The 24,934-nt window shown below is 33.0% G+C and carries 21 protein-coding genes; 10 read left to right on the top strand and 11 right to left on the bottom strand.

The features are described 5' to 3' along the window. Positions 1–2 precede the first annotated feature (2 nt). Complete coding sequence (guaB, locus tag F6P99_RS10575; protein ID WP_152287448.1) at positions 3–1,469, top strand: IMP dehydrogenase; 1,467 nt, start codon at positions 3–5, stop codon at positions 1,467–1,469. Positions 1,470–1,522: 53 nt separating this feature from the next. Here guaB and uvrA read toward each other — a convergent pair whose 3' ends face one another. Next, positions 1,523–4,342 carry an excinuclease ABC subunit UvrA gene (gene uvrA / locus F6P99_RS10570; protein ID WP_152287447.1) on the bottom strand — a complete coding sequence of 940 codons (2,820 nt, stop codon included), beginning with the start codon at positions 4,340–4,342 and terminating at the stop codon, positions 1,523–1,525. Between the two features lie 278 nt (positions 4,343–4,620). On the opposite strand from uvrA, the gene F6P99_RS10565 reads away from it, so the two are divergent. Beyond that, the gene (locus F6P99_RS10565) at positions 4,621–5,205 is read left to right on the top strand and encodes an RNA polymerase sigma factor (RefSeq protein WP_152287446.1); all 585 of its coding nucleotides are present in this window, start codon (positions 4,621–4,623) and stop codon (positions 5,203–5,205) included. Positions 5,206–5,444: 239 nt separating this feature from the next. On the opposite strand, the gene F6P99_RS10560 is transcribed toward F6P99_RS10565, so the two are convergent. From F6P99_RS10560 to F6P99_RS10530, 7 genes are all read right to left on the bottom strand, one after another. Then, on the bottom strand, positions 5,445–5,789 hold the full coding sequence (locus F6P99_RS10560; RefSeq protein WP_152287445.1) for a DUF1801 domain-containing protein: 345 nt from the start codon (positions 5,787–5,789) through the stop codon (positions 5,445–5,447). Between the two features lie 2 nt (positions 5,790–5,791). Next, positions 5,792–7,111 (bottom strand): TolC family protein, encoded by a 1,320-nt coding sequence (locus tag F6P99_RS10555; RefSeq protein WP_152287444.1) that lies wholly within the window; start codon positions 7,109–7,111, stop codon positions 5,792–5,794. Between the two features lies 1 nt (position 7,112). Beyond that, a complete protein-coding gene (locus tag F6P99_RS10550) occupies positions 7,113–8,228 on the bottom strand; it encodes an efflux RND transporter periplasmic adaptor subunit (RefSeq protein ID WP_152287443.1) in 1,116 nt (371 codons plus the stop codon). 4 nt (positions 8,229–8,232) lie between these two features. Beyond that, the gene (locus F6P99_RS10545) at positions 8,233–8,925 is read right to left on the bottom strand and encodes an ABC transporter ATP-binding protein (RefSeq protein WP_152287442.1); all 693 of its coding nucleotides are present in this window, start codon (positions 8,923–8,925) and stop codon (positions 8,233–8,235) included. A gap of 15 nt (positions 8,926–8,940) precedes the next feature. Then, positions 8,941–10,176, bottom strand: a complete 1,236-nt coding sequence (locus tag F6P99_RS10540) for an ABC transporter permease (protein WP_152287441.1) — start codon at positions 10,174–10,176, stop codon at positions 8,941–8,943. 10 nt (positions 10,177–10,186) lie between these two features. Further along, positions 10,187–11,416 (bottom strand): ABC transporter permease, encoded by a 1,230-nt coding sequence (locus F6P99_RS10535; RefSeq protein WP_152287440.1) that lies wholly within the window; start codon positions 11,414–11,416, stop codon positions 10,187–10,189. 104 nt (positions 11,417–11,520) lie between these two features. After that, a complete protein-coding gene (locus tag F6P99_RS10530) occupies positions 11,521–12,699 on the bottom strand; it encodes a hypothetical protein (RefSeq protein ID WP_152287439.1) in 1,179 nt (392 codons plus the stop codon). Between the two features lie 297 nt (positions 12,700–12,996). Here F6P99_RS10530 and sucD point away from each other — a divergent pair, with 297 nt between their 5' ends. The 6 genes from sucD (at position 12,997) to F6P99_RS10500 (ending at position 17,437) form a co-directional block, all read left to right on the top strand. Then, complete coding sequence (gene sucD, locus F6P99_RS10525) at positions 12,997–13,869, top strand: succinate--CoA ligase subunit alpha (protein WP_152287438.1); 873 nt, start codon at positions 12,997–12,999, stop codon at positions 13,867–13,869. 130 nt (positions 13,870–13,999) lie between these two features. After that, positions 14,000–14,749 (top strand): 3-oxoacyl-[acyl-carrier-protein] reductase, encoded by a 750-nt coding sequence (gene fabG / locus F6P99_RS10520; protein WP_152287437.1) that lies wholly within the window; start codon positions 14,000–14,002, stop codon positions 14,747–14,749. Between the two features lie 63 nt (positions 14,750–14,812). Continuing rightward, on the top strand, positions 14,813–15,796 hold the full coding sequence (locus tag F6P99_RS10515; RefSeq protein ID WP_152287436.1) for a type I phosphomannose isomerase catalytic subunit: 984 nt from the start codon (positions 14,813–14,815) through the stop codon (positions 15,794–15,796). 18 nt (positions 15,797–15,814) lie between these two features. Further along, positions 15,815–16,282, top strand: coding sequence for a MaoC family dehydratase (locus F6P99_RS10510; protein WP_152287435.1), 468 nt, complete (start codon positions 15,815–15,817; stop codon positions 16,280–16,282). A 32-nt stretch (positions 16,283–16,314) separates the two neighbouring features. Beyond that, positions 16,315–16,557, top strand: coding sequence for a hypothetical protein (locus F6P99_RS10505; protein WP_152287434.1), 243 nt, complete (start codon positions 16,315–16,317; stop codon positions 16,555–16,557). Between the two features lie 46 nt (positions 16,558–16,603). Next, positions 16,604–17,437: a prohibitin family protein gene (locus F6P99_RS10500; protein WP_152287433.1), complete on the top strand. Its 834-nt coding sequence runs from the start codon at positions 16,604–16,606 to the stop codon at positions 17,435–17,437. Here the strand turns inward: F6P99_RS10500 and F6P99_RS10495 are convergent. The 3 genes from F6P99_RS10495 to F6P99_RS10485 are packed head-to-tail and all read right to left on the bottom strand — an operon-like array spanning position 17,434 to position 20,834. Further along, complete coding sequence (locus tag F6P99_RS10495) at positions 17,434–18,621, bottom strand: BaiN/RdsA family NAD(P)/FAD-dependent oxidoreductase (RefSeq protein WP_152287432.1); 1,188 nt, start codon at positions 18,619–18,621, stop codon at positions 17,434–17,436. The genes F6P99_RS10500 and F6P99_RS10495 overlap by 4 nt on opposite strands. A gap of 1 nt (position 18,622) precedes the next feature. After that, the gene (murB, locus tag F6P99_RS10490) at positions 18,623–19,630 is read right to left on the bottom strand and encodes a UDP-N-acetylmuramate dehydrogenase (RefSeq protein WP_152287431.1); all 1,008 of its coding nucleotides are present in this window, start codon (positions 19,628–19,630) and stop codon (positions 18,623–18,625) included. 7 nt (positions 19,631–19,637) lie between these two features. Further along, positions 19,638–20,834: a pyridoxal phosphate-dependent aminotransferase gene (locus tag F6P99_RS10485; protein ID WP_152287430.1), complete on the bottom strand. Its 1,197-nt coding sequence runs from the start codon at positions 20,832–20,834 to the stop codon at positions 19,638–19,640. Positions 20,835–20,968: 134 nt separating this feature from the next. Between F6P99_RS10485 and F6P99_RS10480 the strand changes: the two genes are divergently transcribed. Continuing rightward, a complete protein-coding gene (locus F6P99_RS10480) occupies positions 20,969–22,288 on the top strand; it encodes a PDZ domain-containing protein (protein WP_152287429.1) in 1,320 nt (439 codons plus the stop codon). Positions 22,289–22,457: 169 nt separating this feature from the next. Beyond that, positions 22,458–24,914, top strand: a complete 2,457-nt coding sequence (gene lon, locus F6P99_RS10475) for an endopeptidase La (protein ID WP_152287428.1) — start codon at positions 22,458–22,460, stop codon at positions 24,912–24,914. Positions 24,915–24,934: the final 20 nt, after the last annotated feature.

Below are 24,934 nucleotides of genomic sequence, written 5' to 3'. Positions count from 1 at the left end.
ACATGGCTACATCTAGAATTATCAACGAAGGGCTTACTTATGACGACGTACTATTGGTACCGGCATATTCAGAAGTGTTACCAAATACGGTTGACATCAGCTCGAAATTCACAAGAAATATAACTTTAAATACACCTATCATCTCAGCAGCGATGGATACGGTTACAGAATCCTCTATGGCTATTGCTATGGCAAGAGAAGGAGGAATAGGGGTATTGCATAAAAACATGTCTATTGAAGAACAGGCTTTAGAAGTGAAAAAAGTAAAGCGTTCAGAAGCAGGTATGATATTAGAACCGGTTACCATTAAAGCAAATGAAACAGTTTTTGATGCGAACAATTTAATGTTTGAACATAAAATTGGAGGAATTCCGGTAATCAATGATCAAGATGATTTAGTTGGGATTGTAACCAATCGTGATTTGCGTTTTGAAAAAAATAATAAGCGTTCAATTTCTGAGGTAATGACTTCAGAAAATCTTATCACAGTGAAAGAGGGGACTTCTTTAAAAGAAGCTGAAGTTATTTTGCAAGACAATAAAGTAGAGAAATTACCTGTTGTAAATAAAAATAACAAATTGGTTGGTTTGATTACTTTTAGAGATATTATCAAAGTAAGAGAAAATCCTCATGCAAATAAAGATAAATATGGAAGATTGCGTGTAGCTGCTGCAATTGGTGTAACACCTGATTGTATCGACCGTGTAACTGCTTTGGTTGCAGAAGGTGTAGATGCAGTTGTGTTAGATTCAGCTCATGGACATTCAATAAATATTTTAAATAAATTAAAAGAGGTAAAAGCCGCTTTTCCTAATTTAGATGTTGTAGCCGGAAATATAGTAACAGAACAAGCTGCATTAGACTTAGTTGCGGCTGGAGCTGACGGTGTAAAAGTTGGAATTGGACCTGGGTCAATTTGTACAACACGTGTTGTTGCAGGTGTCGGATACCCTCAATTGTCTGCTGTTATGAATGTTGCTGATGCATTAAAAGGAACAGGAGTTCCGGTAATTGCAGATGGCGGTATTCGTTACACAGGTGATATTCCTAAAGCAATTGCTGCTGGTGCAGATTCAATTATGTTGGGTTCTCTTTTGGCCGGAACGAAAGAAGCTCCTGGAGAAGTTATTATTTTCAACGGTCGTCGTTTTAAATCTTACCGTGGTATGGGATCTGTTGAAGCAATGAAAAATGGTTCAAAAGATCGTTATTTTCAAGGTAAAGAAGATGATAGCTTAAAATTAGTACCAGAAGGAATCGAAGGACGTGTGCCTTATAAAGGTGAGTTGTATGCTACGATGCATCAATTTATTGGTGGTTTAAGAGCAGGTATGGGATATTGTGGATCGCCTACAATTGAAGCGCAAAAGAACAATTCATCTTTTGTGAAGATTACTGCTTCTGGTATAGCAGAAAGTCACCCACATGATGTTACAATAACTAAAGAAGCTCCTAATTATTCTAGATAATTTTTAGCTTAGATTATATTAAAAATCCCCTTCAGTTTTTGAAGGGGATTTTTTTATGCTTGTAGTTTGTCTTTTAAAAACTCTGCGGTAAAAGAGTTTTTTTCTTTGACAAGTTGTTCAGGAGTTCCAGAGAATAACAAGTTTCCTCCATTTTTTCCTCCAGTAGGACCTAAATCTAATATATGATCTGCACATTTAATCAATTCTATATTATGCTCGATCAATACAATGGTATGTCCTTTTGATATCAGCGCTTCCAAAGAAGCCAATAATTTTTTTATGTCATGAAAATGAAGGCCTGTTGTAGGTTCATCAAATATAAATAAGGTTTTGTCTTTGGTAACACCTTTTACTAAAAAGGATGCTAGTTTGATACGTTGCGCTTCTCCACCAGATAGAGTAGAAGATGACTGTCCTAGCTGCACATAACCCAACCCAACATCTAACAATGGTTGTAATTTTTGAACTATTTTTTTCTGATGGTAATCCGTGAAAAATTGTATGGCATCTTCTATGGTGAGATTGAGAATGTCGTCTATGTTTTTTTCTTTGAATTTTATCTCTAGAACTTCTTTTTTAAAGCGTTTCCCTTTGCATTCGTCGCATTCCAACGAGACATCTGCCATAAATTGCATTTCAATCGTAACGACTCCTTCACCTTTACATTTTTCACAACGACCACCTTCTACATTAAAAGAAAAGTGCTTTGGTTTGTAGTTTCTGGCTTTCGCTAAAGTTTCATTTGAAAAAAGACTTCGAATATCGTCGTAGGCTTTGATATAGGTTACCGGATTCGAACGTGAAGATCTACCTATTGGGTTTTGGTCAATAAATTCAACATTTTTCAAGGTTTCAAAATCACCATCAACAGAGGTGTGTTCTCCTATTTTTTCACCATGTCCTTGCAGTTTTTTCTGAAGAGCAGGGTACAGAATTTTTTTTACTAAAGTACTTTTTCCACTTCCAGAAACACCAGTGATTACAGAAAGGGCATTCAAAGGTATCTCAGCAGAGATGTTTTTAAGATTGTTTTCTCTCGCACCTACAATTTTAATTTTTTTAGTTGAGGTTCTTCTTTTTTCAGGAACGGCTATTTGCAAGGTCTCAGTAAGGTATTGTGCTGTAAGAGAATCTGATTTTAGTACTTCTTCAAAAGTTCCTTCAGCAACAATGTTCCCTCCGTTTGTACCTGCTTCCGGACCAATATCGATAATGGCATCAGCTTCTCGCATGATATCTTCATCGTGTTCTACCACAATTACGGTGTTTCCTAAATCACGTAACGTTTTTAAAACTCCGATAAGTTTTTGAGTGTCTTTCGGATGCAATCCGATACTTGGTTCATCTAATATATACATTGACCCTACCAAACTACTTCCTAATGATGTAGCTAAATTGATGCGTTGACTTTCACCACCAGATAATGTGTTTGAGGTTCTATTAAGTGTGAGATAATTCAATCCAACATTGTTAAGAAAACTCAACCTACTATTGATTTCTACCAATAATCTTTTTGCAATTTCTGCATCGTGTTCTGAAAGCTTTAGGTTTTCAAAAAACAATGCTAGTTCATCTATAGGCAAATCCACCAAGTCAGAAATGTTTTTTCCTGCAATTTTTACGTAGTTAGTTTCTTTGCGTAATCTACGACCGTTACAAGTTTTACATTTACTTCTTCCTCTATAACGCGAAAGGAGTACGCGGAATTGAATTTTATAACTTTTACTTTCTAAATACTCAAAAAATTCGTTCAAACCCAAAAAAGAATTTGTGCCATTCCATACCAAATCTTTTTGTTCGTCGGTAAGTTCGAACCATGGCTTATGAATTGGAATGTCGTATTTATAAGCATGATCTATCAATGCATCTTTGTGCTTTAAGAATGAATCTGTTTTCCAAGGAAGAATAGCATCTTCATATATAGAAAGTGTGGTATTTGGGATCACTAATTCTTCATCCACACCGATAGTACTTCCATATCCTTCACATTTTGGACAAGCTCCATACGGGTTGTTAAAACTAAAAAAATGGGTGTTGGGTTCAGAAAATTTTATGCCGTCTAGTTCAAATTTATTACTAAATTCTTGAAGAGAAGCATCAGCTAAATTTTCAATTGAACAAACGCCTTTTCCTTCAAAAAATGCTGTTTGAATCGCATCTGCTAATCGGTTGTAAAAATCTTCATCTTCTTTCACTACAATTCTATCTATTACCAATTGCAATTTGTTTTTAGTAGAAAAAGATTTTAATGTTTCACCGCCATATTTTGTTGCAAATGTTTCATCAAGACGTTCAATTTTAGTATCCACTTTTATCCTTGCATAGCCTTGCTGAGTAAGAAGTTTGATTACAACTTCTGGATCTTTATCTTCGTCAAAATAAATAGGAGCAAGTAATAATAGTTTTGTTTTTGAGTTTAGACTTTTAATAAAGTTTACGACATCTGCGACAGTATGTTTTTTTACTTCGTTGTTTGAAATGGGAGAATACGTTTTTCCAATTCGTGCAAAAAGTAATTTTAAATAATCAAAAATTTCAGTGGTAGTACCAACAGTCGAACGAGGGTTAGTTGAGTTAACTTTTTGTTCTATCGCAATTGCAGGTGCAATACCTTTAATATATTCGACCTTCGGTTTGTGTAATTTTCCCAAAAATTGACGGGCATAAGAAGATAAACTTTCTACATAACGTCTTTGACCTTCAGCATACAAGGTATCAAAAGCCAAACTCGATTTTCCTGATCCAGATAAACCCGTGATCACCACGAGTTTGTTTCTGGGGATGGCTACATCTATATTTTTTAGATTGTGAAGCTGAGCACCTTTGATTAGTATGTTTTTTTTGGGATCTAAAGATGAAATATTTTTAGTCATGTGTGTCGAAAATATGAACTGTAAAATTAATCAATACTTATTAAAAAATGGGTTGACTTTGGGACAAGTTTTAGGAGGGTTTCAACGCATGATATCATTAAAAATTACTTTTACAAATGTTAATTTTTCAAAAAAACATTTAAAATTTCTTGCTCTTAACATATTATTATGCAATATTTGTTACTTATTATAACCACAAAATCAACTGCATATAGAATAAAACTACTTTTTTTTAATACATATTTGTTGAACCTAGCGAATATAAAAAGAGGATTATTATGCAGATGAGAAACCAATCTGACAGCGTTTTAGTAAGTAATTATATAGATGGAGATGAAAAGTCTCTAGAGGTATTAATTCAAAAACACAAACAAAAATTGTTTGGGTTTATTTACTCTAAAGTGACTGACACACAATTAGCAGAAGACATATTTCAAGATACGTTTATCAAAGTAATTCAAACTTTAAAACGAGGAAAGTATAACGATGAAGGTAAGTTCTTGCCATGGGTGATGCGTATAGCTCATAATTTGGTGATTGATTATTTTAGAAAGTCAAATCGATTGCCGAAATTCAACAGAACAGATGAATTTGACATTTTCTCAGTATTACAAGATGATACCAAGAATATAGAATCCTCTATTATGCAAGAACAGTTATACAATCAAATAACTGGCTTAATTCAATTTTTACCATCTGATCAGCGAGAGGTATTAAATATGCGAATTTATCGTGAATTAAGTTTTAAAGAGATTTCTGAGCAAACAGATGTAAGTATCAATACGGTGTTGGGTAGAATGCGATATGCACTCATTAATTTGAGAAAATTGGTAGATAAAAAAGAAATTATTTTAACCAATTGATACTAAGTTTAATTTTTTATCGTTTTAAAAGAAACTACTAAATTTTACTATATGATAAAAGATTACTCAACTAAAGAAAAATCCTACGAACCTATGACACCTTCCGACAGAACGGTGGAGTTTATTTTAAATTACTCCAAGTCACTTCATGTAGTTGATTTGAAAAAAAATGAAAATCAGATTGATTTAAATTTAAATTTAAATTAAAAAAAAAGCCTGAATCTAGATTCAGGCTTTTTTTAATAAACTGCTTTTGCCAGATTAAATATTTCGTATATCAATTCAATGTCGATATCTTTTGTAGGGACTATTGGAAGGATCTTTATCCGTGTTCTGTCTCCTTGAACTAATGCGGGATGGTCAATCCTAAAGCCTCTAGCAATACCAATATAAGGTTCATGTGTTTTGTTATCTCTCCAGATATAACAAAAAGGTTTCTTTTTGTAGTAATACGATGGTAGTCCGTATTTCCATTCTTCTGTTATTCGATCGTCAAAATTTAAAATAATGTCTCTTAGTGCTAGTAAGCAACTTTTGTTGGGTTCTGTCTGTCTTAAATAATAGGCTTCAATTTTTTCTTTCATAACTAATACAATGGAATCCCGAAATAAAACTCAAGTACTTTGGCCTTAAAAAAATAGTCGTATTTTGATTTTATAACATCGTTTTCGGCATTCTCGTAGCGCAATCTGGCGAGACTATAATCGAAAGAATTCATCAAACCTAAATCAAATTTTTCTTGAGAGTATCGAAAGGATTCTTTTCTTGCTGCGAGTGTTTTTTCTGAAGCTTCAAATACTGCAAAAGCAGATAAAACATCGTTATAGCTTTGGTTGACCTTGCTTTTCAAATCAATTTTGGCTTGCTCTAAGGCTAATTTGCTTTTTTCTAAGTTAACTTTTGAACGTCTTACACCATTTGAGTTTTGTAATCTATTAAAAATAGGTATCCTAAGACTCAAATAGAAATTGTGTGATTTATTATCGTTTAATTGATCCCAAAATTGTGGCAATTCAGTAGGTCTGTCTATGTTGTCATTGTAGTAGTTGCTTCGAAAATTATATCCTCCAGAAAGTGTAGGATGGTAGACTCCTTTAGAGAGTCTTAAATTATCCTCATTGATTCCCACTGCAACTTCAGCATTTTTGATGTCATTTCTTGTTTCTAGAGCTTTTAAATAAATTTGAAACGGAGTTTTTTCTAAAATTGTTGTGGAAGTAATTGCTATGGAGTCTGTTATTTTAAAAGATTTATAGTCAACGATTGAAAGTATATTGGCCAGGTTTATCTGAGCAATTCTCACTTGATTTTCTGCGTTTATAATTTGTTGTGATTGAGTAGCAAGGTTTGATTCTAATTCTAATAAATCACCTTGAGGGATAGTTCCTGCAGCTGCCAATTCTTTACTTCTATCAAATTCAGCTTCGTTAATTTCAAATTGTCGTTTTACAGTTTTAAGTGTCTCTTTATTAAATGCTACTTGCAAATATGCATTGATAATATTTAATGTAATATTATCTTTCATGTCATCTAATTGATATTGGTTTGCTAAAATCCCTAGGTTCGCTCGATGCAATTGACGAATATTTCTCAAACCATCGTATAATACAACCTCAGTACTAATACCGATATTTGAATTCTGCTGTCTTCTAACGAGATTTACATTATTGGCTCCACTTGTCAGACCGTTTTGCCAGCTGTGACTTAAGTTCGAGTTAAGGTTTGGTAAAAAATTACCAACTGCACCTCTTTTGTCAATTTCTGAGGTTTCTAAATCTAATTTTGATTGTTTGATTGAAATGTTGTTTTCAATCGCATACAAAATACAATCACTTAGAGACCAGGTTTTTTGGGCAAATGTTGAAAAAGAACAACATAAGAGCCCGATGAGTACAATGTTTTTCATGTTATCTATTCTTTTTGTTATTTTCTTTAGAGGCTTTATTCCAAACTTTTATGTTATCCTCCTTAGTAACGCCAGAAAGGACTTGTACATCGATTCCGTCTGAGATTCCTAATTTTATATCTCTTTTCTCAAACTTCTGATTTCCGGTTTCAACTTCTACAAACGGCTTGTCTGTTTCTCTGTTGTATTGAACAAGAGATTCTTTGATGGCAAGAATATCTGTTTTTTTATCAAGTATCAATTCAGCATTTGCGCTATAACCTGCACGTACGTATACAGAATCGTTTAGTGTAAGATTTGCTTTTATTTTAAATAATACCGCACCTTGATCTTCTGTTCCTTTAGGAGCTACAAAATTCAATCTCGCTTTGAATTTTACGTTTTCAAAGGCTCCAATTGTAACTTCTAGTTGTGTTCCCTCTGATAGTTTTCCAACTTCCGATTCGTCAACTTTACCTTCAAAAATCATTTTTGTCAAATCGGCAATTGTTGCAATAGTAGTACCTGCATTGAAATTATTACTTTCAATGACTTGATGTCCTTCTTTTACAGGGATTTCCAAAATAGTACCAGTAACCGTGGATCTGATATTGGTATTGGCAGAAGAAGAAGAATTAGCAGAACCTACTTTGATAATTTGATAATCATTTTTTGCATTTTCAAATTCCTGTTTTGCTTGGTTATATTTTAATTCAGAAGTATTATAGGTTTGGATTGAAACAACACCTTTTTTAAGTAATTTTTTATTTCGATTATAATCAATGCTAACATTTTCTAGATTTAATTCCGCTTTTTTTACTCTTCCTTGAGCGCTATTCAATGCTTTTTCATCTGGAATAATTTTAATTTTTGCAATCAAATCTCCTGTTTTGACAAAATTTCCTTCCTCTACATAAATATGATCTATAATTCCTGAAATTTGAGGTTTGATATTTGTTTCATCTTCGGGAGTAACTTTACCTGTAGCAACAGACTTTTTTTCAATTGAGGTAATAAAAGCTTTTTCAGTTTTAAAATCGACTGCTGCTTTGCTGTTTTTCTCGTTAAAATAGTATAAGACTCCGCCTAATAGACCAAGAATTACAATTACGATAATTATTTTGATTGCTTTTTTCATGCTATTATGAATTTGTGTTATGTTTCATTAATTCGTCGCTTACAATAACTCCATCCTTTAATCGAACCAGTCGATGGGTTTGCTCAGCTATATCTTCTTCGTGTGTGATTACTACAATGGTCATCCCTTCCTGATTGATACCACGTAAAATATCCATTACCGAATTGGTGGTGTTTGAATCCAAGGCTCCGGTAGGTTCATCAGCTAAAATAACTTTAGGTTTTGTTACCAATGCTCTCGCAATGGCTACACGTTGTTTTTGACCACCTGATAATTCATTAGGTAGGTGAGTAGCCCAGTCTTTTAATCCAACTTTTTCTAAATACTCCAAGGCTGTTTTTTCTCGTTCTATTTTTTTTATACCTCTATAATATAAAGGCAGTGCAACATTTTCAAGTGCTGTTTTGTATGAAATTAAATTGAATGATTGAAAAACAAAACCTAAAAATTTATTTCTAAGAATTGCTCCTTTTTTCTCGTCTAGGTTTATTATTTCTTCTTGGTTGAGATAATATTTTCCACTATCATGAACATCTAATAGTCCCAAAATATTTAGCAGTGTTGATTTTCCAGAACCTGAAGCTCCCATAATAGAGATAAACTCACCTTCTTTTATGTGTAAGTCAAGTCCCTTTAATACATGTAGTGAATCATTTCCAACAGGATATGATTTATGTAGTTGTTCAATTTTTATCATCGTTTAAAAGTCTTTTTATTCATCACTTAAGGCTTCAATAGGTTTTATTCTTGTAGCTCTACTAGCAGGAATTAATCCAATTAGTGTACCAAGTATAGTTAATGCTAGAACGGCAATAAGAACTATAGGTATGGATACGGATGCGTTTACCAGTACAGCATCATCTCCTTGTCCATATAAGGTGTCAATTAAGATTAAGACAAGTCCACCACTTATGATTCCGAGTATCCCAGCAATAAGAGAAAGAGTTACAGCTTCTAAAATTATTTGTCTTTTTATTACAATAGGTGTCGCTCCGAGTGCTCTTCTAATACCAATTTCTTGTGTCCTTTCTTTAACGGTAATCAATAAGATATTACCAATAGCAAATACACCTGCAATTAATGTGGCAATACCAACAAACCAAGTTAAAAATTGCATTCCTTTTAAAAATCCCATCATTTTAGCAAATTCTTTACCAAGATTAAAGCTTCCAAATCCTCTTGGATCGTTAGGGTGTACTTTGCAAAGGTTTTTAAGTAATAATTTAGTATCTATTTCAATTTGATTGATATCTGCATCTTTTTTAGCGGTGACCATTACCCAACCAACGGTGTCTCCTGTATTGTACATGCGTTGTAATGTAGTAAACGGAATGTGTACACTATTTTCATCATCAAATTGGCCACTTTTAAAAACACCAATAACAGTAAAATTTATTTTGTTAATCAAAATATTTTCTCCGACAGCTTTTACATCTTTGTCAAAAAGTTGTTTGTATACCTCTTCCGAAATTACAACAACTTTTCTCTTTTCTTGGATGTCTATTTCATTGATAAAACGACCGTAACTTAGGTTTTTTTTCTGAACTTTATTTAATAAGGGATAGTCTCCATATACCGAAAAAATAGCGGATTCAAAGTTTTTTGTAATGGTACCGTTTCTGTAATATCTAGGAACGATGAATTCAATACCATCAATTTCATTTTTTATTTTTTGAATATCAGCTCTTTTTATTTCTACACGTCTCCCTTCTTGGTAGCCTTTAAAAGGCATGGATGTTTTGGTACGCCAAATAAAGACACTGTTGGTTGCTAAATCACCAAAGAGTCGGTTGAAAGAGTTTTCCATTCCTCTAGCGGCTCCTAATAGACTAACCAATAAAAAGATACCCCAAGTAACACCTATGATGGTTACAATGGTGCGTAGTTTGTTTTTACGAATACTTTCGTAAATTTCTTTCCAGGTATCACTTTCAAATAGAAATTTCATTTTTTAAAATTTAGTCATTTCTTAGAGCAACGATTGGTTTAATTCTGGCGGCACGTTTTGCAGGTAGGTAACCAGCAATGCAACCTGCTATTATTAAAATAACCATGGCATTTATTATCGTTCCTGTTTTGACACTTGGGTTGGTAATAAAATATTCTTCTAAGCTGTTTCCAATTAAAGCCAAAGTACCGATTCCTATTAGCATTCCTATATAACCAGCAATAGATGTGATTACAATGGATTCTAATAAAATTAGTGAAACGATGGAACTGGGTTTTGCTCCTAAAACTTTTCTGATTCCAAGTTCTTTCGTTCTTTCTTTTACGATGTAAACCATAATATTGCTAATTCCAACAATACCAGCAATCAGACTACCAAAGCCAATAAATAATACCATTAAGCCTATTACCATAGACATCATACTAAGGTTTTTGTTTTCTTCTGCATAATTTACCATTCGAATGGCACGTTGATCATTTGGAGCTACAGAAAACCTGTTTTTGAAATCTTTGGAAAGTTTGGTGCTAAAAGCAATTGCTTGATTGAAATTTAATTTTGGGTTATAAGTCAACCTAATTTCATTGATGTAATCTTTGTTAGAAAAAATACTTTGCGCTGTTGTCACAGGCATATAAATTAGGCGTTCTTCATTTTCCCCTCCATCATCTTCAAAAACTCCAATTACTTTAAAAACGATTCCTTGTAAGTTTATGTATTTACCAATAGGGTTGATGGTTCCAAACAAATCTTCTACAACAAGTCTACCGATTACAACATTTTTTTGTCGAGTATCAATATCATTGTGATTTAGATATCTTCCATAAGTTACTTTTGTGTTTTCTAGGTACTGATGATCTGGATGTACAGCCCTAATTTTATAATCGTTTTTTTTGTCTTTGTACGATCCTACAAAATTTTTATATACACGTGCAGTAATATATTGTACTTTATCATCATAAGTCTCTTTAATATAATCGTACTCTGCATTGGTGAAGTTTATTTTTTTTCCACTTTTATTACCTTTATATGGTTTTGAAGTTCTACCAGCTCTAATAAAAATAGTGTTTGCAGCATCATCTACGAAAAATGAAGTAAATGTGTTTTGTAGTCCTGTAGAAATACCAGACAATAACGTAAAAATTAAGATTGCAAAAAGTATGGTAAAACCAGACAAGATACTCCTAAGTTTATTTTTGTTAATGCTTTGGAAGATTTCTGTCCAAAGGTCTTTTTTTAGCATAATTAGTTAGGTCTATTAGTTTGTTTTTCAGGACACAATAAAAATAGGGATATTTGATGTTGTACTATTTTTTTTTGCGTAAAGTTTTGTTAAAAAAAATATGATTACTTATTAGCTTCTATAAATAATTGTTCTTTATGAGTTAGTAAAATCGTATTTGAATTTGTTAAGGTTTCTGATGGAAGGTTTTCATGAATAGGTAGGTCTAGGTTTATTATTTTTTTCTTTTTGATTTTTTTCTTTTTTGTCTCTTTTGTAATTACCAAAGTGTTTGTAAGTTGAATTTTATGTGTAATGTTTTCATAAATTAAATCACTGTTTAATTCTACATTGACATATACTGGTGACCATTTGTTTGAACTGTTTTTTGCGAATTGATATTGATTGATTTGGTTTTTGTAATTTTTTGTACCCGTTTTGTTAGTTTTGCTAAATGTCTTTTTTTGGATGTGATTTTTATAATAAATGGTGTCTAACAATTGAATGATAGCATTTTCTTCTTTTTCAAATACTATTTGACCAGCGCGTTTTGTAGAAATACCATTTTTTAAGGAGGTCCAATCTAAATCATATAAAATAGTGATCGTTTTTTGAGTTTCGTTCTGAACAGAACAATGTGTTGTTTCTAAGTTAGAATTCAATAAAGTATTAATGGAGTGGTTGAGGTATAAAAAAGGAATATAAGTTTTTGTGATCAGTGCTGGGTATTTTATTTCTCCTTCGGCGAGGTTTAAATTTTCTTTTCTGTTATAATGAATTTGTCCAAGTTGTAGCTTGAAAAAATCCTCTGGTTTTTTCCTATAATTATAAAATGCATTTTTTGACCAGTAGTTTATGTCTGTTAAAAAGAGTCTTTTAATATCATCATCAAATAAAAAGGATTCTTTAAAAGTACCTTCTCTTAAAGTACTGTAATTGACATATAATTTTGTATAGTTGTTAAGAGTAGTTTGTAGTTTGGCTTTTAAATTAATGTTTTTAATTACAACTTCAGTTAAGGTGTTTGTAATTGGCATAAGCCAAATAGTATCAAGTTTTAATAAATCGTTTTTTGGAATATTTTGTGCTGTGTAATTGATGTGCTGAACCGATAAGGTTGCATCTTGAAGCATGATTTTTGTACGTCCTTCTTGGTTTGAAATTGTTCCTTGTTGAGCATTTTTGTAATACAAATGTACATTGCTAATAGGAGTAGAGGTTGTTTGATCTAGAAGTGTGATTTCTTTCTCTTGAGCATTAGCAAAAAAACAGATGAGAAAAATAAGATAAAAGAGTTTTTTCATGTTTTTATTATAAGGGTATAGTTAAGTCAACAATAAGTGTGCCGCTAAAAGCCAAAGACATTTAAAAAAAATTAGAGAAATGTATTTGAAGAGTCTTAGGTCTTTATATTGAACACAGGTGTGAGAGACTATTAGAATTTTACATAAAACGAAAATAATCTATTCAAAAATCAATAAATCTTAGAAATAAACAACAAGAAATCAAATTCGTCTAAAAATAACAACAGAGTGTCATAGTTATAGAAAATATCGATACTTTTGTGTTCTCACAAACTAAAAATAAACAAAACTTCTACTATGAGCGTTTTAGTAAATAAAGATTCAAAAATTATTGTTCAAGGATTTACAGGAAAAGAAGGAACTTTTCATGCAAGTCAAATGATAGAGTACGGAACAAATGTTGTTGGAGGTGTAACTCCAGGTAAAGGTGGTCAAGAGCACCTTGGAAAACCAGTTTTTAATACAGTTGCTGATGCAGTTGAAAAAGCAGGAGCAGATACAACATTGATTTTTGTTCCACCAGCATTTGGTGCTGATGCAATTATGGAGGCTGCAGATGCCGGGATCAAAGTTATTATTTGTATCACAGAGGGAATTCCTACTGGAGATATGGTAAAGGTAAAAGCTTATTTAGAAGGTAAAGAAGCTAGATTAATTGGTCCAAACTGTCCAGGTGTAATTACTCCAGAAGAAGCAAAGGTTGGTATTATGCCAGGTTTCATTTTTAAGAAAGGAAATGTAGGTATTGTATCAAAATCAGGTACTTTAACATATGAGGCTGCTGATCAAGTTGTAAAACAAGGATTTGGAATTACAACAGCTATTGGTATTGGTGGAGATCCAATTATTGGAACAACTACAAAAGAAGCTGTTGAATTGTTGATGAACGATGAGGAAACAGAGGCAATTGTGATGATTGGTGAAATTGGAGGTCAGTTAGAAGCAGATGCTGCAAAATGGATCAAAGCTACAGGAAATAAAAAACCTGTTATTGGATTTATCGCTGGTCAAACTGCTCCAGCTGGTAGAACAATGGGACATGCTGGTGCAATTGTTGGTGGAGCCGATGATACAGCACAAGCCAAAATGGCCATCTTAAGAGAAAATGGAATTCACGTAGTAGATTCTCCTGCGAAAATTGGAGAAATGGTTGCTAGTGTATTGAAATAATTAGGTTTTAAATCGCCTAAAAAGGTCTGTTACTTTATAAAAGTGCAGACCTTTTTTTGTTTTTATATCTAAATAAGAGTCCATTTAATAGGTATTATTTATATTTGCTTGCAAATTAAAAATATTGAAAATGAAACTTCTTGAAAACAAAACGGCATTAATTACAGGTGCAACCAGAGGAATTGGAAAAGGAATTGCGATTACTTTCGCAAAACAAGGTGCAAATGTAGCGTTTACATATAGCTCTTCAGTAGAAGCAGCACAAGCTTTAGAAAAAGAATTAGAAGAGTTAGGTGTTAAAGCAAAAGGATACCAATCAAATGCTGCAAAATTTGATGCTGCACAAGAATTGGCTGCTGATGTTTTGAAAGAATTTGGAACTATTGATGTATTAATAAACAATGCAGGTATTACGAAGGATAATCTGTTGATGCGAATTAGCGAAGAAGATTTTGATAACGTAATTGAAGTGAATTTAAAATCAGTTTTCAATTTAACAAAAGCTGTAATTCGTCCTATGATGAAACAAAGAGCAGGTTCTATTATCAATATGAGTTCTGTTGTGGGAGTTCAAGGGAATGCAGGTCAAACCAACTATGCTGCTTCAAAAGCTGGGATGTTAGGGTTTACGAAATCTGTTGCTTTAGAATTAGGTTCTCGTAATATTCGTTGTAATTCTATTGCTCCTGGATTTATCGAAACTGAAATGACAGCGAAATTAGATGAAAAAGTTGTTGATGGATGGAGGCAAGCAATTCCATTAAAAAGAGGTGGTTCTCCAGAAGATATTGCAAATGCATGTGTGTTTTTAGCATCTGATATGTCTGCTTATATTACAGGACAAACATTAAATGTAGATGGTGGTATGATTACCGCATAATTCTATAAATGAATAAATTGAAAGCTATTGTATTTTTGCAGTAGCTTTATTTTTTATATCTCTATGAAAAAACATGTAATAGGTCTTTTAAAATTTCAACCCATTTTTCACTACAGAATTTGGGGAGGAGATAAGCTGAAGACTGTACTTCATAAGAATTATTCAGAAGAAAATATTGGCGAGAGTTGGGAGATATCTGGTGTTCCGGGTAATGAAACTGAGGTCTTGACGGGTAGTTTGAAAGGAGAAACATTGGCTACTTTAACCAATAAATTTGAGAATCAACTTGTAGGAGAGAAGTGCTTTAAAGCATTTGGTGATGAATTTCCTATCCTGATTAAATTTTTAGATGCTGCCACTGCATTATCGGTACAAGTTCATCCTGATGATGAATTGGCGAAAGAACGACACAACAGTTTGGGAAAAAATGAGATGTGGTATATAATGGATGCCGACAAAGACGCTAATTTATTAATTGGATTCAAGAAACAGCTCAATAAAGAAGCGTTTAAGAATGCTGTCCAAAATGGTGAATTGATGGAGGTGATTAATTCTATACAAGTTAATAAAGGAGAGTTATATTATTTACCAGCTGGAAGAGTACATGCAATCGGTTCGGGTGTTATGCTTGCAGAGATTCAGCAAACTTCTGATGTAACATATAGAGTATATGATTACGACAGAGTTGATAAAACAACAGGTGAAAAACGAGAATTACATGTTGAGGAATCTGTAGATGCAATTGATTTTTCAATGGTCGATAATTATGGCACGAATTATCCCAAAGAGAAAAACGTATCAAATACGATGATAGATACGCCTTTTTTTAAAACGAATTACATCAATTTTGATGCCCAAACAGAATTAAAATACGCAGAAAATCAGTCGTTTAAAATTTTCATCTGTACTGAAGGAAGTGCAGTGTTGACCATTGAGGGGCATCAGGAAAAGATAATGAAAGGTGAGATCATTTTTTTACCTGCAAATGAAAAAAGTTTGACTATCTTGCCTAAACAAAGTGTAGAGCTTTTAGAAGTGTCGTATTAACAAGCAAAATAAATTAAAATGAGTGTAGTAATAATTAATAGTTTTGATGAATACAAAGCTTTTGAAGGGAAAGAAATTGGAACTTCAGATTATATTAAAATCACACAAGATCAAATAGGTCAATTTGCAGATGCAACTCTTGATCACCAGTGGATTCACTTGGATAAAGAAAGAGCAGAAAAAGAAAGTCCATTTAAAACAACCATCGCTCATGGGTATTTAACCTTGTCGCTTTTACCTTATTTATGGGAACAAATTGCTGAGGTTCGAAATAACAAAATGATGGTGAATTACGGGATTGAAAATTTTAAATTTATCAAACCAGTTTTGGTAGATAGTGAAATTCGATTGGTCGCTTCATTGAAATCTATCGTAAACTTACGTGGTACATCAAAAGCTGTTTTAAATGTAACGATCGAAATAAAAGGAGAGAGAAAGCCTGCTGCTCAAGGAGATATTATATTCTTGTATACCTTTACGAATTAAAATAACATCTTTTGAATTTAAAAGAAATAATAATGGCGAATATTAAGGTATTCGCCATTTCTGATTTTTGTCCGAATGGAGGTTGGCCAAAATTTGATAATTTGTCGGTAAAAGTGTTTAGCGAGACAAAAGAAGAAACATATACGATCTTTGATATTGAATTGTTATACGATTGTGAAGTGGCAGGTTGCTGCTTTATTCCTGGGGGTGATGATTTTACCCGATTGCGAAAAAAAATAAAAATATCTGAAACTTCCTTCGAAGTAATCGATTAATAAATTTTCAAATTGTAAATTTGAGTTCACTTTAAAATCAACTAACATGAGTAATGGTCAAATAGATATTCGTTTTCCAAAAGGAGGAATATTTTTTATTATCACAGCAGTTTTTTCAGTAATATTTTTTTCGAAAGCAACCGTAACAATTGGTTCAGGAGAAGCAGGGGTTTTGTATAAAACTTTCGGAGGAGGAGTTGTAACTGATGAACCAGCATTAGGTGAAGGATTTCATTTAGTGGCACCTTGGAATAAGGTAATTGTTTACGAAGTTCGTCAACAAGAATTACTTGAAAAAATGAAGGTGCTTTCTTCAAATGGTCTTGATATATTATTAGAATTGAGTGCGTGGTATCAACCCCAAACAGATCAGTTAGGATTGCTACATCAGAAAAAAGGTCAAAGTTATTTAGATAGAGTTATTAAGCCATCCATTCGTTCTGCTGCCAGAAGTGTTGTTGGACGTTATACTCCTGAGCAAATTTATTCTAGTAAACGTGATGCAATTCAAGAAGAAATTTTTGCTGAAACAAAAATTATTCTAGATGACCAGTTTGTTCAATTAAACGAAGTTTTGGTAAGAGATGTTACGTTACCTCCAACAATTAAAACTGCAATTGAAAATAAATTAAAACAAGAGCAAGAGTTCTTGGAATATGAGTTTACCATTCAAAAAGCACAAAAAGAAGCTGAAAGACAACGAATAGATGCAGAGGGTAAAGCAGCGGCTAACAGAATTTTGAATCAATCTTTGACAACGAATATTTTGAAAGAAAAGGGAATTCAAGCTACCATAGAATTGGCAAAATCACCAAACTCTAAGGTGATTGTAGTTGGTGCAGGAAAAGATGGACTGCCTCTTATTTTGGGGAATAATTAATTTCTTTCTGTTATTGATTTTGCTACGGAAAAACCTGAAGCAAAACATCCTTGCAATAAATAGCCACCGGTAATGGTGTCCCAATCAAACATTTCCCCAGCGATATATACGTTGGGGATTTTTTTTAGCGATAAATCAGAGTTAAGTGCTTCTAGAGAGATGCCTCCAACTGTTGAAATAGACTCTTCAATCGGTCTAAGTCTTTTTACAGGTATTTTAATTTTTTTTAAGGATTTCGCAAATAATTCTGAGTCCAAATAGGTTGCCTTGTCAGTAAAAGCTTTGATTATAGATAGCTGACATTTGTTTAAATGAAAGAGGTATCCGTAATTTTTTGGTTGGGTGTTCGCCGTTGTTTTTTTGATCAAGTCGTCTTCAGAATTATGCGGTTTGAGGTCTATTTCTATAAATGCTTCTTGCTCCTTGAGTTCATTTCTAACAACTCGAGATATTGGGTATATGGCATTTCCTTCCAATCCATAATTACTTATAACTGCTTCACCCTTATATTTTTTATCGTTACAGGTGATTTCGATATTTTTTAATGGATATCCGATGAATTTTGAGATTTCTGTGTCTGAAAAATTGATTTCTAAACCACAATTTGAAGCTTCGAATTCTTTGGTTTCGATATGTTTGTTTTCAAAGATAGTTTTCCAGTCACCTTTAGATCCTGTAACCGACCACGAAGCTCCACCTAGTGCAAAAACACAATAGTCAAAAGGAACTTCTTTTCTTTGATGAGGTGTTTCGAAGGTGATTGTTGTAGTATCAAAATCAACAAACTCATGTTCAAAATAAAGCTGTGTGTTGTTTTTTAACAAGTTCGTCTTTATAGCATTAAGGACTTCGATAGGTTTGATGCCTTTTTCAGGAAAGATCCTTCCACTTGTTCCAATATAAGTAGGTATGCCAAGTTTATCGAGCCAGGTTTGTAAATCGGTAGCATTGAATTTTTGTAAAATTGAATCGAATAAGCCTTGGGGGAAATAGTTTGGTGTTAGAGGTTTGCTATTACTTAAATTAAAGCCTCCTTTACCAGCGACTAAAAACTTTCTTCCGAGCGTTTTTCCTTTCTCGAACAAATGTACTTCATGATGCTTGCTTAGCTCTAAGGCAGCCATCATACCTGCTGGTCCACCACCGACGATAACAATTTTTTTTCTTTGTATAGAAGTTGACATGTCAGATTACATTTACCTCAATTTCAAGATCTATATCAAAATTAGTTTTGATCGTTTTTTGAATCTTTTGTGCAAGTTCAAATATTTCTTTGCCTGTCGCATTGCCATAATTCACCAAAACCAACGCTTGGTTTTTATGTGAACCTGTGTTTCCAATTCGTTTTCCTTTAAAGCCACTTTGTTCAATCAACCAACCGGCCGGAATTTTTATTTCAGTTTCTGAAACTGGGTACGAAGGAATATTCGGGAACTTTTTTTGAAGTTCGATAAAGTGATTTTTAGAAATTATTGGGTTTTTAAAAAAACTACCACTATTTCCTATCTCTTTCGGATTTGGAAGTTTAGAATTTCGAATCGAAATTACAGCATCGCTGATGTTTTTGATTGAAGGTTCTTTGATCCCATTTGCATGCAATTCATTTTGAATCGCCCCGTAAGAGAAATTCAATTCATGCTCCTTAGATTTCAATATAAAACTCACCGAGCAAATAACATATTTACCTTTTAGTTCGTTTTTAAAAACAGAGTTTCTGTATCCAAATTCGCATTCTTCTGTTGAAAAATGTTTTGTTTTCCCTGTAGCAATTTCAATAGCTTCAACAGAGTTAATACAATCTTTTACTTCAACACCATAAGCTCCGATATTCTGGATAGGGCAGGTTCCTACATTTCCCGGTATTAATGATAAATTTTCTAAACCACCGTAATTCTTGCCAATGCACCATAAAACAAAGTCATGCCAGTTTTCACCAGCTTGAACCGTTACTATTGTTTCAGAAGGTGTTTTGTTTTCTTCAAGAATACCTTTTGTATTGAGATGTACGACAAGTTGATCAATGTCTTTAGTCAACAATAAATTACTTCCTCCACTTAAAATAAATACATCTTTGTTTTTAGATAAAACTTCTACAAGTTCAGCTTTCGATGTAACCGATATATAGCTTTTTGCCTTTACATCAATTCCAAAAGTATTGAACTCTTTTAGGGATATATTTTTTTGTTGGTGCATGCAAGTGCTAGTTTTCTTGTTGGTACTTTTCTAATGCTAGTTTAAGAATTTCCACCGAACGTATCAAATCTTTTTGGTTTAACACATAAGCAATTCTTATTTGCTTTTTACCAATATTTTCAGTCGTGTAAAATCCACTAGCAGGAGCTACCATCAACGTTTCGTTGTTGTCAGAAAATTTTTCAAGCATCCATTGTGCAAAGATATCTGTGTCATCAACAGGTAATTGTACAATACAGTAAAATGCACCTTGGGGTGTAAATACCGTTACGCCATCAATTTTATGAAGTGCTTCTACCAATATATTTCTGCGTTGGGTGTATTCAGAAACAACTTCGGTAAAATATTTTTTTGGAGTGTCTAAAGCGGCTTCCGCTGCAATTTGAGCATAGGTAGGTGGACTCAATCTTGACTGAGCCATTTTCATAATTGTAAATAAAAAGTCTTTGTTTTTAGAAACAATACAACCGATTCTTGCCCCACACATGCTGTATCTTTTGGAGATTGAATCAATCATAATAGCATGTTGTTCCATGCCTGACTCACTTAAAATAGAATAGTGCTCTTTGCCGTCATAAACAAATTCTCGATATACTTCATCTGCAATCAAAAACAAATCGTATTTGAGAGCTAATTCCTTTAATTGATGAATGTCTTGTTTCGAATAAACAACACCAGTTGGATTTCCTGGGTTACAAATTAAAATAGCCTTGGTTTTTGAAGTAATGACTTTTTCAAAATCTGAAATTTTAGGCAAGGCAAAATTTTCTTCTATGGTAGAAGTTATTGGCACAACATTTACCCCTTCTGCAATGGCGAAACTATTGTAGTTTGCATAAAAAGGTTCAGGGATAATGATCTCATCATGTGGGTCTGTGATACATGCAATCGTAAATAATAATGCTTCTGAGGCACCTGTAGTAACAATGATATTATCTTTGTTGATGTCGATTTCATTGTCGTCGTAATAGTCAGCTAACTTCTGACGGTATGCTTCAGAACCGTTAGAGGTAGAATAACTCAATATTTCTACATTATTATTTTTAACCGCATCCAAAGCAACTTGAGGTGTTTTAATATCAGGTTGCCCAATATTTAAATGGTATATATGAACTCCATTTTTTTTAGCCGCTTCTGCATACGGAACCAATTTTCTTATTGGAGATTCTGGAGTTAATATTCCTTTTTTAGATATTTCAGGCATGTTTATTAATGGTTAAATAATATTGATAAAACAGCGACAAATTTACTATATATAATGTTAATTTCTTTAATAATGACTTAGTTTTTTCTTAATGCTTAAAATCTTTTGTAAATTGGTTTTAAATAGAAATTGTATTGAAAACAAAACTGTTATACTTTGGGTTTTTCTTGTTTGCTTTTTCTTTGATTGCTCAACAAAAAAGTAATCTGGTCTCTGGTAAGAGATGGCAACATATTCATTTTAAGTTTATAAACAATTTAATTATTCTACCACTAGAAATAAATGGAGTTCAAGGTGATTTTATTTTAGATACTGGTGTCAGAGGAAATATTATTTTCTTAGGTGAAAATCAAAACTTTCATATCAACGATTCTTTGAAAGAAGTCAAATTACGTGGTTTTGGCTACGGTGATCCTATTCCCGCTTTTGTGTCTGTCGGAAATACAATTTCTTATAAAAGAATGGAGTTGAAAAATAAAAATTTCTTCTTGTTGAAAGACGATAAACTTAATTTTTCAGCAAAAACAGGAATCGCCATTCACGGTTTGATTGGGTCTGATTTTTTTAGAAATAATGTTGTCAAAATCGATTATAAATCTAAAAAACTTACCGTGTATGATAGATCTTATTTTTACAAAAAAAAGTTCAAAGAAGATAAAGTAAAATCAGTGCCTTTGGTTTTTCATAACGAAAAACCGTACCTGCAAGGTAAAGTGCAAATTCATGAGTCAGATTCCACTGATGTACCAGTGAAGTTATTGATAGATACCGGAGGTACAGATGCACTATGGTTGTTCAAAGATGCGAGTAAATTTCAAACCTTGCCACCAAAGTATTTTACTGATTTCTTAGGGGAAAGTCTTACAGGAAGTTTGCATGGAGATAAGTCAAGAATTGAAAATTTTGAATTTGGAGGTTATAGTTTCGGTAATCCAATTGTTTCATTTTTAAATGAAGATGTAGCAGAAAGGGCAAAGAAAATCAAAGGAAGAAGTGGTACTGTCGGTGCAGGAATTCTGAAACGTTTTACCGTATGGTTTGATTATAGACTGCAAAAAATGTATTTGAAAAAAAATTCTGATTATAGAGATGCGTTTTATTACAACATGAGTGGATTAGAAATTAATTATAATGGTAGTGTGATGGTGCTTGAATTTTTACAAAACGGACGCACAACACTTGAAAATGGACAAACGATCTCATTGGGTTACTATTTTGCATTGAAACCATCTTATGTTATCGCAAATGTCCGCAAAGGATCTCCGGGCGATTTGGGTGGACTTAAAGAAGGAGATGTTTTGCTTGAGATAGATGGAATTCCTGTTCATGAAAAATCATATGCTGATATTATTGAGCATTTTTATGAAAAGAAAAATAAAAATGTTGATTTGTTAATAGAACGAAACGATGAAGAATTGCTTTTTGAATTTCAGTTAGTAGATGAATTAGATTAGGAGGGGCGCATTGGTCTTTTGTAATTGGCACGAGAATTGAAATACTTAATGTAACATAAGACTGCTTTTTAGTAAAGCCTTTGTTTTATAAGGACTTAACGAATATGTGATTCGTTGAGCGATTTTTTTGAATATAAATATAGTGTCAGTTTGACAGTAAAATACGCTTATGAGTAATTCTAAAGTAATAAAAATAGACAGTTTGTCTTTACAAAATATGTTGGATGAAGATTCTGAATTGATTCCATTGATGACGGCTGAAGATGAGGAAGAAATCAACAAAGAGTTAATCCCTGAAGTATTGCCTATTCTTCCTTTGAGAAATACTGTGCTTTTTCCTGGAGTTGTAATTCCGATTACAGCAGGTAGAGACCAGTCGATTCAGTTGATCAAAGATGTTAACAAAGGAGATAAGGTATTGGGAGTTGTATCTCAAATTGATGATTCTATTGAAACACCTACAGAAAAAGACATTCATAAAGTTGGAGTAGTTGCACAAATATTGCGTGTATTGAAGATGCCTGATGGAAATACAACCGTTATTATTCAAGGTAAGAAACGATTCCAAATTAAGGAAGTGATTCAAGAAGAACCTTATTTAAAAGCAACGACACAAGACTTTTTAGAGGATAGTTTTATTGAAGACACAGAAGAATTTAAAGAAATTATGGCTTCTGTAACAGAGTCTGCGCTTGAAGTGATTAAAGAAAATCCGAATTTACCTTCTGAAGCTGGTTTTGCGATTAAAAATATTCAAAGTCAATCTTTTTTGGTGAATTTTATTTCTTCGAACATGAATTTAAGTGTGAAGAAAAAGCAAAACTTATTAGAGAAGAGCAGTTTAAAAGAACGTGCGATTACTACCTTAAAAGAGTTGAATAAAGAATTGCAACGTTTGGCTTTGCGTAACGATATTCAATCTAAAACACGTGTTGATATGGATCAACAACAACGTGAATATTATTTGCAACAGCAATTAAAAACAATTCAAGAAGAATTGGGTGGTGTTTCGCATGACGAAGAGTTGAATGAGTTAAAAGCCAAAGCGAAAGACAAAAAGTGGAGCAAAGAAGTGCAAGAACGTTTCGATAAAGAGGTTTCTCGTTTGCAACGAATAAACCCTCAAATGCCTGAATATTCTATCCAAAGAAATTATTTAGAGTTGTTGCTAGAGTTGCCTTGGAATGAATATTCTAAAGATAATTTTGATTTAAAGCGTGCTGAGAAAATTCTGAATAGAGATCATTTCGGATTGGAAAAAGTAAAAGAAAGAATTATCGAGCATTTGGCTGTCTTGAAACTTAAAGGTGATATGAAATCGCCAATTATTTGTTTGTATGGCCCTCCTGGTGTAGGTAAAACTTCTTTAGGGAAGTCCGTTGCTGAGGCATTGGGAAGAAAATATATTCGTATGTCTTTAGGTGGTTTGAGAGATGAATCTGAGATTAGAGGTCACAGAAAAACTTATATAGGTGCAATGCCAGGTAGGTTGATTCAGAATATGAAAAAAGCAAAAACTTCAAATCCAGTTTTTGTTTTAGATGAAATTGATAAATTGGCTTCAAGTCATAGCGGAGATCCTTCTGCGGCGATGTTAGAAGTGTTAGATCCAGAGCAAAATACAGAGTTTTACGATAACTATTTAGAGGTTGGATACGATTTATCAAAAGTTTTGTTTATCGCAACTGCAAATAACATTGGTGAAGTTCCATGGGCGCTAAGAGATCGAATGGAATTGATCAATGTTTCAGGATATACGATTGAAGAGAAAACGGAAATTGCCAAAAAATTCTTATTTCCAAAACAATTAAAAGAACACGGTTTAACTACGGAACATTTAAAAGTAGGTAAAGCACAGTTAGAGAAAATTGTAACAGGTTACACAAGAGAATCTGGAGTAAGAACTTTAGAGAAACAAGTTGCGAAAGTTGTGAGATATGCTGCAAAGTCAATCGCAATGGAAGATGAATACAACGTAAAACTTTCAGACGAGGATATAGAAACCATTCTAGGAGCTTCTCGTTTAGAAAGAGATAAATACGAAAATAATAGTGTAGCTGGCGTTGTTACCGGTTTGGCATGGACGAGTGTAGGAGGAGATATTTTGTTCATCGAATCAATTCTTTCTAAAGGGAAAGGAGAGCTTTCGATAACAGGAAATCTTGGAAAAGTAATGAAAGAATCTTCTACGATTGCTCTTGAATATATCAAAGCAAATCTTGAGGAATTCGGTATTGATCAAAAAGTTCTGGATGATTATAAAATCCATATCCATGTACCAGAAGGTGCTACACCAAAAGATGGACCAAGTGCAGGTATTACGATGTTGACTTCTTTGGTGTCTGTATTAACGCAAAAGAAAGTGAAATCAAATCTTGCAATGACCGGAGAAATTACTTTAAGAGGTAAAGTTTTACCTGTGGGAGGTATCAAAGAAAAAATACTTGCAGCGAAAAGAGCAAATATCAAAGAAATTATTCTTTGCGCTGAAAACAAAAGAGATATAGATGAAATTAAAGAATCGTATTTGAAAGGTTTGAAGTTTCATTATGTTACTGAAATGAAAGATGTTATTGAAATTGCATTGACCAAACAAAAGGTAAAAAATGCCAAGAAGTTGGTTTAAGTAACAATCTGATAATAATA

This window comes from Flavicella marina (assembly GCF_009193215.1).
In the GTDB taxonomy this organism is placed as follows: Bacteria; Bacteroidota; Bacteroidia; order Flavobacteriales; family Flavobacteriaceae; genus Flavicella; species Flavicella marina.
This window is presented reverse-complemented; position numbering and strand designations above follow the sequence as displayed.

Bases quoted from the DNA above. Each gene is read 5' to 3' on its own strand.
- guaB (WP_152287448.1), top strand. From the start codon at position 3: ATGGCTACATCTAGAATTATCAACGAAGGGCTTACTTATGACGACGTA.
- uvrA (WP_152287447.1), bottom strand. From the start codon at position 4,342: ATGACTAAAAATATTTCATCTTTAGATCCCAAAAAAAACATACTAATC.
- F6P99_RS10565 (WP_152287446.1), top strand. From the start codon at position 4,621: ATGCAGATGAGAAACCAATCTGACAGCGTTTTAGTAAGTAATTATATA.
- F6P99_RS10560 (WP_152287445.1), bottom strand. From the start codon at position 5,789: ATGAAAGAAAAAATTGAAGCCTATTATTTAAGACAGACAGAACCCAAC.
- F6P99_RS10555 (WP_152287444.1), bottom strand. From the start codon at position 7,111: ATGAAAAACATTGTACTCATCGGGCTCTTATGTTGTTCTTTTTCAACA.
- F6P99_RS10550 (WP_152287443.1), bottom strand. From the start codon at position 8,228: ATGAAAAAAGCAATCAAAATAATTATCGTAATTGTAATTCTTGGTCTA.
- F6P99_RS10545 (WP_152287442.1), bottom strand. From the start codon at position 8,925: ATGATAAAAATTGAACAACTACATAAATCATATCCTGTTGGAAATGAT.
- F6P99_RS10540 (WP_152287441.1), bottom strand. From the start codon at position 10,176: ATGAAATTTCTATTTGAAAGTGATACCTGGAAAGAAATTTACGAAAGT.
- F6P99_RS10535 (WP_152287440.1), bottom strand. From the start codon at position 11,416: ATGCTAAAAAAAGACCTTTGGACAGAAATCTTCCAAAGCATTAACAAA.
- F6P99_RS10530 (WP_152287439.1), bottom strand. From the start codon at position 12,699: ATGAAAAAACTCTTTTATCTTATTTTTCTCATCTGTTTTTTTGCTAAT.
- sucD (WP_152287438.1), top strand. From the start codon at position 12,997: ATGAGCGTTTTAGTAAATAAAGATTCAAAAATTATTGTTCAAGGATTT.
- fabG (WP_152287437.1), top strand. From the start codon at position 14,000: ATGAAACTTCTTGAAAACAAAACGGCATTAATTACAGGTGCAACCAGA.
- F6P99_RS10515 (WP_152287436.1), top strand. From the start codon at position 14,813: ATGAAAAAACATGTAATAGGTCTTTTAAAATTTCAACCCATTTTTCAC.
- F6P99_RS10510 (WP_152287435.1), top strand. From the start codon at position 15,815: ATGAGTGTAGTAATAATTAATAGTTTTGATGAATACAAAGCTTTTGAA.
- F6P99_RS10505 (WP_152287434.1), top strand. From the start codon at position 16,315: ATGGCGAATATTAAGGTATTCGCCATTTCTGATTTTTGTCCGAATGGA.
- F6P99_RS10500 (WP_152287433.1), top strand. From the start codon at position 16,604: ATGAGTAATGGTCAAATAGATATTCGTTTTCCAAAAGGAGGAATATTT.
- F6P99_RS10495 (WP_152287432.1), bottom strand. From the start codon at position 18,621: ATGTCAACTTCTATACAAAGAAAAAAAATTGTTATCGTCGGTGGTGGA.
- murB (WP_152287431.1), bottom strand. From the start codon at position 19,630: ATGCACCAACAAAAAAATATATCCCTAAAAGAGTTCAATACTTTTGGA.
- F6P99_RS10485 (WP_152287430.1), bottom strand. From the start codon at position 20,834: ATGCCTGAAATATCTAAAAAAGGAATATTAACTCCAGAATCTCCAATA.
- lon (WP_152287428.1), top strand. From the start codon at position 22,458: ATGAGTAATTCTAAAGTAATAAAAATAGACAGTTTGTCTTTACAAAAT.